8 protein-coding genes are annotated in these 13,401 nt (G+C 57.1%); 1 reads left to right on the plus strand and 7 read right to left on the minus strand.

The window, feature by feature from the left end:
• Positions 1-234: 234 nt before the first annotated feature.
• The 6 genes from V4U84_RS08945 to V4U84_RS08970 all read right to left on the minus strand — a co-directional run bounded on the left by V4U84_RS08945 (position 235) and on the right by V4U84_RS08970 (position 5,712).
• Positions 235-1,428: an SGNH/GDSL hydrolase family protein gene (locus tag V4U84_RS08945; protein WP_334077035.1), complete on the minus strand. Its 1,194-nt coding sequence runs from the start codon at positions 1,426-1,428 to the stop codon at positions 235-237.
• A 65-nt stretch (positions 1,429-1,493) separates the two neighbouring features.
• On the minus strand, positions 1,494-2,243 hold the full coding sequence (locus V4U84_RS08950) for an amino acid ABC transporter ATP-binding protein (RefSeq protein ID WP_334077053.1): 750 nt from the start codon (positions 2,241-2,243) through the stop codon (positions 1,494-1,496).
• A gap of 18 nt (positions 2,244-2,261) precedes the next feature.
• On the minus strand, positions 2,262-2,921 hold the full coding sequence (locus tag V4U84_RS08955) for an amino acid ABC transporter permease (protein ID WP_334077036.1): 660 nt from the start codon (positions 2,919-2,921) through the stop codon (positions 2,262-2,264).
• Positions 2,922-2,991: 70 nt separating this feature from the next.
• Positions 2,992-3,771, minus strand: coding sequence for an amino acid ABC transporter substrate-binding protein (locus V4U84_RS08960; RefSeq protein WP_334077037.1), 780 nt, complete (start codon positions 3,769-3,771; stop codon positions 2,992-2,994).
• A 143-nt stretch (positions 3,772-3,914) separates the two neighbouring features.
• The gene (locus V4U84_RS08965) at positions 3,915-4,418 is read right to left on the minus strand and encodes a mismatch-specific DNA-glycosylase (RefSeq protein ID WP_334073469.1); all 504 of its coding nucleotides are present in this window, start codon (positions 4,416-4,418) and stop codon (positions 3,915-3,917) included.
• A 529-nt stretch (positions 4,419-4,947) separates the two neighbouring features.
• The gene (locus V4U84_RS08970; protein ID WP_334073468.1) at positions 4,948-5,712 is read right to left on the minus strand and encodes a YwaF family protein; all 765 of its coding nucleotides are present in this window, start codon (positions 5,710-5,712) and stop codon (positions 4,948-4,950) included.
• 240 nt (positions 5,713-5,952) lie between these two features.
• Here V4U84_RS08970 and V4U84_RS08975 point away from each other — a divergent pair, with 240 nt between their 5' ends.
• Entirely contained in the window at positions 5,953-7,575 is a 1,623-nt protein-coding gene (locus V4U84_RS08975; RefSeq protein ID WP_334073467.1) for a glycoside hydrolase family 9 protein, read from the plus strand.
• Positions 7,576-8,080: 505 nt separating this feature from the next.
• Here V4U84_RS08975 and V4U84_RS08980 read toward each other — a convergent pair.
• Positions 8,081-13,321, minus strand: a complete 5,241-nt coding sequence (locus V4U84_RS08980; RefSeq protein ID WP_334073466.1) for a choice-of-anchor I family protein — start codon at positions 13,319-13,321, stop codon at positions 8,081-8,083.
• Positions 13,322-13,401 lie beyond the last annotated feature (80 nt).

Raw genomic sequence — 13,401 nt, forward strand, 5'->3', positions numbered from 1 at the left:
CCGATGGGGCCTTAGCTGGAAAACCTCCCGCTAATATGCCACTCTTGAGCCTTGAATTGGATTTAGCTGAAAAATCCCCTCTTACTCTCTCTCGATTCGTCCGATCCGTTTCCGATCCGGCCGATTTCGGGCTAATTTAGCGGAGGAGTTCCATCCTACGGGCCTTTTCGGATTCCCTCCCTAGACCACGAATTAACGGGAGGAAGTCCCGTTAATCTAATATTAGGGTGATCATCACCTTTCATACCAGGCTAAAAAGGCTTCCGCCACGGCCTTTCCGGCCAAACCGTTCGGGTGCGGATCATTGCCGGGGCTCATAAACTCCGGCCGCAGGCAGTGATCCAGCGGGGCGGGCTGCGACAATACCGCGGCGATGTCGAACACCCGGTCCACGCCGGCTGGAGGAGCGGTCCGCAGCGTCTCGTTCACCCGGCGCCAGACCTGCTCCCGGTCGCCGCTGAAATTGAACGGCGGCACCGTAAACATCACGATATCGACAGCCGGATTGTTCGATTTCAGAATCGAAACGATCCGGGTCAAATCGCCGAGCAGTTGCCCGGCGCTGCGTTCGCCGATATCGATATCGTTCACCCCGAGCGCGATCAGCACCTGGTCGCCCTGTCTCGCTTTGTTCAACCAGGCCGTATCTGTGGCGGCATCGTAGGCCCGCGCCCAGCCCGAACCCAAATTCCAGACGCCGTAGTCCGGTCCGAGCCCGTCGGCAATTCGGGCCACCCAATACTCGTAGCCGTCCACGGCGGTCCGGACACCTTGCGTGATCGAATCCCCGAAGAACACCATCCGGCGTTTTACGGGCTTCCGGTACCCAATCCACGCGGGCATCACGAGCATTTTGTCCGAAAGGGAAAAAAACTCCGCTCCGGCATCCTCCGCGTGCTTCCCGGGCGCATCGAAGGCCGTTACCAGCATCTGCTCGACGTTATAGGGAACCGATCTGCCCGAGCCTGCGGCGATGGTCCAGGAAAAAGCCAGATCATGCCCGTTCGGCAGCGCAAGCTCCACCGGATCGCTCCAAAACGTCTCCCCCGGCCGGACAAGCCGGGACGGGCTGCCGCCAAAGGTGACGGGCACCCGGGAAGCCGGGTTGACGCTGCCGTCCCGCCGGGTGCCTCCATCGGCCACAAAAGCGGCCTCAATCAGCCAGTCTCCGCCGGGTTGCCCTCCGTTCGCCACCTCGCCGCGATCCCAAGTTGAATCGACGCCGTTGCTGAACCAGAAACGAAGCTCCAGGTTTCCTTGTTCCCGCAGCCGGACGTAAGTCCGGTATGTATGCGTAAATGCCTCAGGGCGCTCTATGATATAGTTAGCCGCGGTCGACAGCACCGTAGCGGAAGAATAGTCCCCCAGCATCGGCTCCATCTTGCCGCTTCCCTCTTGATGACCTGCCCTCTCCATTCGCTGTTCCATGCCATATCCACTCCATCTTCATTGGTCTCTCCTCGAACCATTGTACAAAAAAACCGGGGCTGCGACTACAGCACCCGGTTTAAAAATGTTTTGGTCCGTTCCTGCTGAGGATTCCCAAACAGCTGCTCCGGCGTCCCCGACTCGATAAATTCGCCGTCCGCCATGAAGATGACCCGGTCGGCCACCTCCCGGGCAAAGCCCATTTCATGCGTGACGACGACCATCGTCATCCGCTCTTCGGCGAGCTGCCGCATGACCTGCAGCACCTCGCCGGTCAATTCCGGATCGAGCGCGGAGGTCGGCTCGTCAAACAACAGGATCTCCGGGCTCATCATAAGCGCCCGGGCGATCGCGACCCGCTGTTTCTGGCCGCCGGACAGGTTGGCCGGATAGGCGTCGCTCTTTTCGAGCAAGCCGACCTTCTCCAGCAGGGCGGAAGCCCTGTCGCGGATTTCGGCCGCCGGCAGGCGCTTGACCAGCTTCGGCGCCAGCTCCAGATTGCCGCGCACGGTCAGATGCGGAAACAGGTTGAAATGCTGGAACACCATGCCCATCCGGGCCGTGATCTCTTTGATTTTGGGCGGGGATGCGTATTTGCCGTCCCGCACCAGGAAATCATCCCCGATCCGGATGCTGCCCGCATCCACCTGCTCCAGATGAGCCAGACTGCGCAGCATGGTGCTTTTGCCCGAGCCCGATGGGCCGATCACTGCCACAACCTCGTTCAGCGCGATTTGCAGGGAAACCTTTTTTAGCACCTCCAGTGAACCGAAGGATTTCCGCACATCGCTCACATCAATCATCGTATTATTCATCGTCATCCAGGATCCCTTTTAATCGAATTTGAATTTGCGCTCAAGGATTTTGAAAAACAAGGTCAGTATCAGCGTCATCACCAGATAAATAACCCCCGCGATCACGAAAGGCATAATCGTAAAGTCGCGGTTCACCGCGGTTTTCGCGAAATGCAGCAACTCCGGCACGGCGACCGCGTACAACAGCGCGGTGTCCTTGACCAGGGTAATCGCTTCGTTCGATACCGCCGGGAGCGCGATTCGGAACATCTGCGGCAGAATGATCCGGGTCAAGGTGTGAAAGCGCCCCAAGCCAAGCACTTGCGCCGCTTCATACTGCCCCTTGTCGATCGCAAGCAGGCCGCCGCGGAAAATTTCAGCAAAATACGCGGCGTAGTTCAGCGTAAACGCTAGAGCGGCCGCAACAAAGCGGTCAAGCACCAAGTATTCCCCGATCACCGGCAAAACGGGCAGGCCGAAGCAGAAAAACAGCATTTGCAGCAGCAGCGGCGTACCCCGCATCACATAGATAAAGGCATTGGCCAGCCAGGCCAACGGTTTGAATCGGCTGCGGACCACCAGCGTGATGGCAAACCCCAGCGGAATGGACGTTACGATCGCCAGAAAAAACAGCAGCACAGTCGTTTTCGCACCCTCCAGCATCGGTCCCGTAATTTCCCAAAAATAATCCATACTCATAAATGACTCTCCTCTAAATGAAAACTAAAAACCGGATATAAAATCCAATCCGGTTTTTAAAACGCCCCGTCTATTTCAACACCTTATCCTCGCCGAACCAGGTCTCCGAAATCTTGGCGGCGGTTCCGTCCTGATTCAGTTCATCGAGCGCTTTCTGCAGCTTCTCAAGCAGTTCTTCATTGCCTTTCTTCACGCCGATGCCGTATTCCTCGGGGGCAAGGGATTCGTCCAGCAATTTAAAGGTGCCCTCTTCCTTGGACATATAGTAGCGGGCCACTACCTCGTCGATGACCACGGCATCCAGCCGCTTGGTTTTCAAGTCGCTGAGCGCAAGCACATTGTCCGGGAATTCCGTGACCGTCTTGATTTCATCCTTGATCGGATTGGCATTCAAGGCGTCCGCCGCCGAGGACAGCGACTGCAGTCCGACCACTTTGCCGGCCAATTCGCTGATCGCGGAAATCGGGGAGTCCGCCAGCGTAACGATCACCTGACTATTCTTCAGGTACGGTTTGGTGAACAGAACCTTTCCTTTACGTTCGTCAGTAATCGTATACCCGTTCCAGATCAGGTCGATCCGGCCGCTGTTCAGCTCGGACTCTTTGGCCGACCAGTCGATCGGCTGGAAGGTGGCTTCCATGCCCATTTTTTTGGCCGCAGCCTTCGCATAATCAATATCAAAACCGACGATCTCGTTATTTTCATCCCGGAAGCCCATCGGGGCGAATTTATCATCGATGCCGATGACCAGTTTGTTATCATCCTTGCCGGCGCCGGAAGCGGAGCAACCGGACATCACAACCAGCATCATGCCCAAAATCGTCAGCAGAATTGCGCTCTTTTTTCTCATCTGTATCTCTCCCCCATCATGTAGACAAAAGCGCGATGCGCGCGCTTTAGTTCGTTAATACGTTATCAGATTCTCATGATAACATACTACCAGAAAAGAGTCGAGAGAAATGAGAGTTTCCCAAAAAAAGTGAGCCGATTTTATCACAGGATGGCTTCGGCCAACTCCCGATAAATCCCCACGATCTCCTCCATGCTCATTCGCACCAGCCCGCTGGAGGAAGGAGCCACGAAGTCCTGCACGCCATCCACAAGCATATCCGATTGAAAGCCCCAGCCCGCCCGGGAATTTCCGCTATATTCGGTGTACACGCCTTTGCCGACAAAACAGGCGACCTTGGGTCTGTACTCCTGAAGCTTGCCGCGCAGCAGGGTTCGGCCCTGCTTGTACTCCTCGCGCGTGATATCTTCGGCTCCCCGCGTCGGGCGCGCCACAATGTTCGTAAACCCGTATCCGAGCTTGAGCAGCTCGCTGTCTTCCTCCGCCTTGTAGAGCCGAGGCGTCAGGCCGGACCGGTGCAAAATCCGCCAGAAATTGTTGCGGGGATTGGCATAGTGATGTCCCACCTCCCCGGACCGCAAGCTCGGATTAAACCCGATAAATACGATGGACAAACCGTAATCCAGATGATCCTGAACTTCCTGCATCTCCCGCGAAACCTCCTTTTGTTTTGGCAAAAACACGGCAACCGATCGTCCCGGGGCTTAACGTAAATCCGAGCCCGCGCTGCCTTAAGCGAGGACCCGGCTGCGCGGTGGCTCTAGCGCAAGCGCGTTGCGCACTGATCGATGCGAGATCCGAACTGATCGAAGCTGCTGCGCTGCCCTATCGGAGATCCGCGCTGATCGATGCTGCTGCGCTGCCCTTTCGGCGATCCGCGCTGATCGGAGCTGCTGGCGCTGCCCTAACGGAAATGACAGCCGTTATTTCGCGAATATTCGCACTTTCGGATTTCTAACGGATCCAGTAGCGCCTATTTGAGCTCATTCCCGCCGAATTGACCTCATTTTGCCGAAATAGCGGCTGCTGCTTCCGTTAGAATCCGCAATCGGCCTTGATGGACGAAATAGCGGCTGTGGCTGCCGTTAGAAACTGCAGTTAGGAACTTCCGTCAGCAACTTCTGTCAGCAACTTCGGCCCAGACCGGACCGGATATTCGGACTCCGCGAGGCGAGGCTATACCTTTTCCTGATAAATCCTTCCCGCCGCCTTGCGCCTCTTTTTAATATAATCACCCAGCGCAAAGAACAAACCGTAGATTACCACGAAAAGAAACAAGGCGATCGCCTCCTCGGCCAACAGATACAGCGGGTGGGGCCCCAGCCAATCGAGTACCGACGGCGTATCCGGCTTGTGCAGCAAAAACATATAATTGGCTCCGATCGCGGCATTCAACAAACCTACCGCTAACGCCAGGACATTCAGGAAAAGCATCGTTTTGCCGATCGACCTCCAGGTTGGACGGTACCCTTCCACCCATGTCATATACAGCGGAGCAAGAATAATGGCCAAATGGGCGATGAAAAACTGAAAGAAGCGGAAATGCGGAAATCCGTACGCCAGATTCGGCGTTAAAAAAGCCTGCAGCGCTCCCCCAATTCCGGCAAACAGCAAAATTTCGTACAGCCAGCGCGTTCGGGTCCACAGCATCAGAATCGAGAGCAGGAGCGTAATCGTACAGAGCTCAAGGGGCAGCGTGTAACGGATATCCCAAACCTCCTCGGCAAAATACCAGATGTTCAGACTGCCTTCACATAGAATAAGGAGGAAGATCAATCCGCATCTTACGGCCAGGCGCAAGGTCTTTTTTTCACGGATATGTCGTCTGGTCAAAAAGAGCGCCAAAGCGAAAACGAGCAACAGTGCGATCGAAATGAGATGGGGCGCGGAAAACATAAGAAAATCCGGAGCTTCCCGGGAATTAAAAAACGACAAAATCATAAGTTCTCCTTTTTCAATTAAATAAATATGTATCAAATTGGTTGTGACTTATCGTATCATGCGCCGGAGACTTCGTAAAAATCTTTTCTCCTCATCCGGGAATTTGATATAATAAGCTAAGACATTGGAAAACGTTTTCAGACATAAGCGAGCCGTCCTTTTTGTAAGCGCTAGCATGAATGTTGGTTGTGGAGTCATTTTTGTACCGCCATTATTTCTTGAAAAAGAGAGGGATTCACGATGTCCGCAGCAAAACCACGCATCCTTACCGTAAACCAGATCGGCTATCCGGCGGCCGGACTTAAATCATTCCGCTATACCGGGCCCGGCGGAACTTTTGAAGTGATCCGCGCTTCCACCGGAGAGGTGGCCTTCGCGGGGGAAACCGCCCCCGCCCGGCAGGACGAGGCTGCCGGAACTCCGGTTGGTTCGGGGGAATTCTCCGGGCTGTCCGAACCCGGAACCTACCGTATTCGGATGAACGGCGAGGTTTCGGCTCCCTTTAAGATCGATTATGATCCGTACGCCGAACTGCATACCGGCCTGCTTAAAGCCTTTTACTTCTTCCGCTGCGGCTGCGATCTGGCGGAGGAGTTCGCCGGGCCTTGGGCCCACCGGGCTTGCCACCTCGCGGAAGGCATCGTCTACGGCGAGCCCGAGCGGAGACGGGACAGTGCCGGGGGCTGGCACGATGCCGGCGACTACGGCAAATACACCGGCCCGGGGGCCAAGGCGGTCGCCGATCTGCTGCTCGCCTACGAGCTGTACCCGCAGGCCTTCCGCCGCACCGTGCCGCTCCCCGAGAGCGACGGGCGTATGCCGGATGTCCTTCATGAGTGCCGCTACGAGCTGGAATGGCTGCTCAAAATGCAGGATGAGCAGACCGGCGGCGCGTTCCACAAGCTGACGACCAAGCAATTTCCGGGCCTCGATGTCATGCCGGAAGACGATTTGGCCGAGCTGTATTTTCTGCCGATATCGGCTGCGGCTACGGGCTGCTTCGCTGCCGTGATGGCCATGGCTGCCCGCATTTACCGCCTGTTCGACGGTACGTTTGCGGACCGCTGTCTGGATGCGGCCCAACGCGCCTGGCGCTGGCTGCTCGATCACCCCGAAGTCCCCGGCTTCAACAATCCGCCCGATATCGCCACAGGGGAATACGGCGACGCCCAGGATCTTGACGAACGCTATTGGGCGGCGGCGGAGCTCTTCCGCACCACCGGCGACGAGGCTTTTCACGAGAAGTTCAAACGGCTCGCCCTCCAGCAATTCCCGAAATTTGAACTGGGCTGGGCCGATATGGGCGGCTACGGCTCCCTGGCCTATCTGCTCGGCGGCCCGGGAAAGGCCGATCCCGCCCTCTATGCCCGGCTTCAAGACGGACTCCTGGCGGAGGCCGGCAAGCTGCTGGCGATCAGCTCCGGTGACGGCTACGGCATCTCCCTGACGCCGGCGGATTATATATGGGGCAGCAACATGGTCGTCATGAACCGCGCGATGCTTCTGCTTATGGCCTTCCGCTTCGGCGGCAAACCCGAGTACGAACAAGCCGCTCTTGACCATGTCCATTACCTTCTGGGACGCAATGCGCTCGACTTCAGTTATGTGACGGGTTACGGCGACCGCCCGGTCATGCACCCGCACCACCGCCCCTCGGTAGGCGATCGGGTGGCCGATCCGGTACCCGGTATGGTGATCGGCGGACCGAACCGCGGCCTTAACGACGACTGCATGATGGAGCATCTGCAGGGCGAAGCGCCGGCCCGTTGCTTTATCGACGATGAGCTCAGTTACGCGGGGAACGAAGTGACGATCTACTGGAACTCGCCGGCCGTGTTCGCGGTCTCGCATTTCGTTTCATGATGCGAGCAGGAAATTGGCCGCCCGCTAACGGGAAAATCTCCCGTTAAATTACCGCTATGGGCTTTTGAACCGGATTTAGCTGGAAAAGCTCCATCTATTTCGCGGCCCTATTGCCGTTATACACAATTTCAAGCGAATTAGCGGGAGGTTTTCCAGCTAATTCGCCTCTGCAGCCGCATACACACCAAATTAACGGGAAGAATTCCCTTTAATTCAAACCAAACCATTAGTTGTAGATCAAGTAGTTATAGATCAAGGGTGTGAGAAGAACCCTTTACACCGCTGTCTAATATGCAAATTAATAGTTTTACCTATGATAGCAGGAGATTTACCGACTAATTGAGCTCTGCTGCGGGGAGGGATTCTAATTAAAGGGGAAATCTCCCGTTAATTGCGCAACGGCCTAATCGTGCTTCAGCCTAAGTGTTCGAATTTTATCCGTCAAAAAAAAAGCAGGTTCCCAAGGCGTAACTCCCTGGAAACCTGCTTGATTAGTTTTGCCGGCTTACTCCGCCAGCCCCAAAGCGCGCATCGTGCGTTGCAGCACAATGGCGGCCTCCGCCCGCGTTGTATAACCGCCCGGCAAAAATTGCCCCTTCGCGTTCCCTTTCAGGATGTTCTGTTCCGTCAGCTGTGCAACAGACGGCGCCGCCCATGCGGGGATGGCGCCCTGATCCGCAAACCGCGCCAGGCTGGCAATGCCTGACGAAGCGCCGGATGCCGCCGTGCTCTCCTTCCCGTTCTTCGCGAGTTCCCACGCGCGGGAGAGCAGCACGGCCATTTCCGCGCGGGATAGACGCTCACCCGGGGCAAAGGTGCCCCCACCCTCGCCTTCACCGTCGACGAGTCCGAACTTCACCGCCGCCCCGATATCCCCGGCCAGGGAACCGCCCGCGGAAACGTCGGTGAACGGGTTCGCCTCCGCGGCCGAAGGCAAGCCGAGGCTCCTTACGAGCAGAGCGGTAAACTCGCCCCGCGTCACTTGCCGTCCCGGCGTGTAATGGGACGCATCCGTGCCCTTGATGATCAAGCGGGAAGCCATCGCTTCGATTTCTTTCTCCGCCCAGTGGCCGGTCACATCATTGAACTCTTTCTTGTGTTCCACGATCATGAAGACTCCGCTTCCACTTCCGGGCGACTTCAGTTCCAGCGCAGGCTGGCCGTTCCAGGTTACGGACACCGCCGGAACCGGACGGAACTCGCCGGCCGCTTCGTCGAATTGGACGGCAACGCGATTCGCGCCGCCGCCGGAAGCTCCAGCCGGAAGAGGAACGATCCGGCTAAAAAGATCCGCTCCGAATCCATCCAGAGCCTTCGCCGTTCCGCTGTGAATCAGGCTGGACCGGAACTCCAGCGCCGTCCCCTTCACAGCTTGAGCGCCAAGGCTTGCCGCCGCGGTCTCCAGCTTCTCCAGCTGAACCGCGGACACCGGAGCAACGGAAATGGACAGCAAGGACTGCGGGTTCAACCCGCTCCCTGTTCCCAGCGCCTTGTTCACGCTATCGCTTACCGCTTTTAGCGGGAGGCGATAGCCCCCGGCTCCGGTCTCGATCACGACAGCCGGGGTGGAAGAGGCTTTGGCCGCACCCGCGATCAGCGTCTGGACCGGAAGCCGCACCTCTACGCCCCCGTTTACGTCCGGCAAAGAAATCGTCACATGATCAGCGGCGCCGCCGACAACCGCCTGAAGCGCGTTGTCCAACACGGCCGCCGACTTGACGCTAACCACCGTTATCGTTTGACCCGCGGCGTTCACGTTCTGCGTTGTTTGCAGTTGGTCGCCCGAAAGCTTGGCGCCCGGTGTCTGTGCAGCCGGAGGCGTCGAAGGCGCCGGCGTCGTCACGCGCCCCGAGCTGCCGCCAGATTGGCCGCCACCGCTCACAGGTTTGGCCTGCTCCACGATCCGCCCTTCCACTTGGGGCGCAACCGTACCTCCAAGCGACTTCACATGTTCGATAAATATCTCATAATCCGGATACCCGAGATCTTCATAATAGCTCCCCGAAGCAATCGCTGCGGCAAAAGAGGCATAGCCGTCTCCGCCATTCGCCACAAAGCTGTTGGTGGCCATGCGGTAGGTCGCCTGCAAATTCAAGGGAACATAGCCCGATCCCTTCAGAATTTGAACATCATACACCCGGCTCCCAACCGCTTGGGCCGGATCCCATTTTAACTTCATGCCCGCAATCTGCGGGAATTTGCCGGGCAGATCGTTCAGCTTGGCACCGCTGATCCCGTTTTCCAGCCCGTCCTTCAGCTGCTGGCCCGTTACATCCATAACAAACAGCGTATTCCCGAACGGCATCACGGTGCGCAGCTCACCCATTGTAATGTCTCCCTGATCGATCGGAGCGCGGATGCCGCCTCCATTGGTCAGAGCGATGTCCGCGTTTTTCAACTGCTTGGCTTTCGCCAGCATTCCGTCAGCGATCAGATTCCCCAAACTCGTCTCCCTGGAGCGGACATTCTTGCGTTCCCCGTCCAGCGGAACCGCGGCCGTTCCGATCACGGTCTTTTTCAGCTCCTCGAGGTCCGCGTTGAGCGGAGCGAGTATTTCCGCCGCTTTGGAGTCCTCGGGCACCTTGGCATCGACAGTAATGAGTCTTCCCGTCGTTTGTCCCGGGCCCGTCAGTACCGTCCCTTGGCTGTCAAACACCAGATCGACACGGCCGAGGAACTTGCCCCATTCATTGGCCTGCACGATCACCGTAGGCGTCCGGTGCACGTCATCGACGACAATTTCGGGCTGGTCCAACCGCGTATGCGTATGGCCGCCGACGATCAGGTCAATGCCCTCCACGGCCTCCGCGAGCTCCTGATCCCTTCCGTATCCCAAATGCGAGAGGCCGATAATAATATCGATGCCGTCCTGTTCAATCGCTTGGACCGTTTCCTTTGCCGCTTCCGCCGCATTCCGGAACGTGACATCTTTGCCTGGACTGGACGTTTCTTTGGTATCCTCTGTCGTCAGGCCGAATACCGCCACTTTCTGGCCTTCGACGTCAAGTACGACATAAGGGTATACGCCGGCATTATCCAACGTTTTGGGCCCTTTAGGGTCGACCGTGATCGTAGCCTTGAGCAGTGGAGCCATATTGGCGTCCCGCCTTAAGTCGACATTGGAGCTGACAAGCGGAAACTTGGCTTTTTTCACAAAATCGGCCAGAACCTTCGTCCCTTTGTCAAACTCGTGGTTTCCGAACGTCATAGCGTCATAGCCCATATAATTCATAAATTCAAGATCCGCCAATCCCTGCCATTTCGTAAAATACAGATCCCCGGAAAAAACATCTCCCGCATCCAGCAGCAAACTGTTCCCGCCTTCGGCCCGGACCTGCTTCACCAGCGTGGCTCTGCGCGCCACATCGGCTAAATGGGCATGCGTATCGTTCGTATGCATTACCGTCAGCTCCCAGGTAGCCTGGCCGCCGCTTCCCACCGTGACGACCGCTTGCGCCACACCATAGCCGTCCTCGCTCAGCGCCGTAATCACAGCCTGACCCTCGGCGACCGGTGTCACGTTCCCGTCGCCATCCACTTTCGCGATATCCGGACGCGACGAGCTCCATGTTACGCGGTTCGAATTCGATTCGGCAGACTCCACGGTGGCTGTCAGTTGCTCCCCCCCTCCTCCGGCCTGCAGCCGCAGGCTGTTCTTATTCAGCGAAACCTTGGTTACGTCCAGCTCCAGCACCGACACGGTGCCCCCCACTTCATTGGCGACAAGCAAAAGCGGACGGCCTGTCGGACTGTCGGTTGCCGGAATAAACTCCAGCCCCTCCGGCCCGGTATCCGTGTTGATGCCCGCCGGGAAGTCACGCGTGTTCGTATAGTTCACAAACACCGGATTTTCCGGGTTCGTGATGTCATAGGTCATCACTCCGCCAACCCGCTCCAGGCCGATAAACGCAAAAGCCTTGGTTCCGACCTGACCAACGGTGACGTATTCCGGTTCGGGACCTTTTTTGGGACTACGGTCATCTTTTTCCACCTTACTGTTGCTCACATTAAAATAATCCGGCAGCCGCTCCGCGGTTATCCGCTCAAAATCGCTGCCGCTATCGTATACCTGCGTAGTTACCGTTGCTGCAGAGGAAGCGTCCCAGATGGAGAAAGAACGCGCGCCATACATATACACGCTGTCCGTCCCCATATCGCCGGCGGCTTCCACTTTGTCATAGGTCGCCCCATGCTGGCTCAGGAACTGGGCTGCGGGTGAGGCGGAATCCAGATTCGCCTTCAGCTTGGAAATTTTGCTGCTGTTTACCCGGTGATCCCCCCATTCGGTCGCATCGCCTTCGTTGGCGGTCAACAGGTAGGTCTTCCCGTCCTTTTCGTAAGCCGCAATTCCGTCAGGCATGTACATGCCTTGGAAAGGCGCGGTCTCCAGCTTGATTTCCCCGTCGTTCACCAGGTCCAGGGCGTTCTTCGGATCGCTGAAATCCTTGGTCCCCAGGCCGTGAACCGCCGTGACTTTCCTCTCGGCAATGTTCACTACCGCGATGGCATTGTTCTCCTGAAGAGTCACGTACGCCGTTTTTTCGTCCCCGGACAAAGCGATGTATTCCGGCTCCAGGTCGTGGATCGCATCTTCTTTGGATCCGGGCCCCGTGATATTCCCGTCCGCATCCGCTGCTCCGCGAATATGCACGGCATTATCGATCACCGCGGGATCGTCGAACTTGACGTGAGACACTTTATCCGTTTCCAGGTCGATGATCGTCACGCTGCCTTCGGGGTCGATCCCCGCCTCGCGAGGCTCACCCTCATCGGCGGTCAAAATATACTCCCCGTTCGAGGTAAACTTCACCATATCCGGTTGAATTCCGGCCTCGTAAGTGGTTAGCAGGTTTCCTTCATAATCGAGCACCAGGATTTTGCCGTTTTTGTCCGGTGCCGCTTCCTGAACCGCCGCTGCAATCGTGCGGGTTTTTGCATTGATATCCAGGCTGGTCAAATCCCCGAATTGGAAGCCCTCGGTTTCCGCCAGCTCCTTCACATCGATGCTCTTTTCCTTGGTCAGCCGACCGTCAGCCGTTAAAGGCACGATATCGATCGAAGGCGGATTGGTCGAACCGTTGACGAGATAAAATTTGCCGTTATCCCGGTTGTATCTGACGATTTCGGCAACCCCGCCGTCCTTGTTGGGCGTTCCCGTTTCATAGCCGGCGATTTTGCGGATTCGCAGCGTATCCTTTGCCGGAGCGGGAGACAGAGCCGGTCCAGCCGCGTTCACCTGCAACTCTCGGGTATCGGTAAATTCCGTGGAATTCGCATCCTTGATGGTAAAAGTAACCGTGTAATTGCCTTCCGCACCGGACGCGGGCATCCCCTCAATCGCACGGGTCGTATCCGAAATCGCCAAGCCTGCCGGAAGCCCTGCCGCTGCAAAAGTATAAGGAGCTTGTCCTCCATACACGTCCAGCGTCACGGAATAGAACTGTCCCACGGTTGCGGCGGGCAAAGACGTACCCGATATTCCGATGGTTGCCGACGAGCTCAAACTTGATCCGCGGTCATCCGCGCCAACAACTCCGGTATCCGTCGCTCCGGCGTTCATCATTCCGGCATCCATCGATCCGGCATCCATCAATCCGGCATCCATCGCCCCGACCGTCTCGGTCGCCCCGGCCTCCCCTGTGGCTCCGACCGTACCTGCGGCACCCGCCACTGAACCGACCGTTGTGCTGAGCAAAATTTCCGCCGCCATCAGCAGCGAGATCATCCTCACTATCCTCAACTTCAATCCGATTCCCCCCATATCAGCATCATTCCCCCACAGTCTATTGAAGAATTGTTAGCGCAGGGGCCTTTTTCCTTCATGGA

The organism is Paenibacillus sanfengchensis (assembly GCF_036864765.1).
GTDB classification, from domain to species: Bacteria; Bacillota; Bacilli; order Paenibacillales; family Paenibacillaceae; genus Fontibacillus; species Fontibacillus sanfengchensis.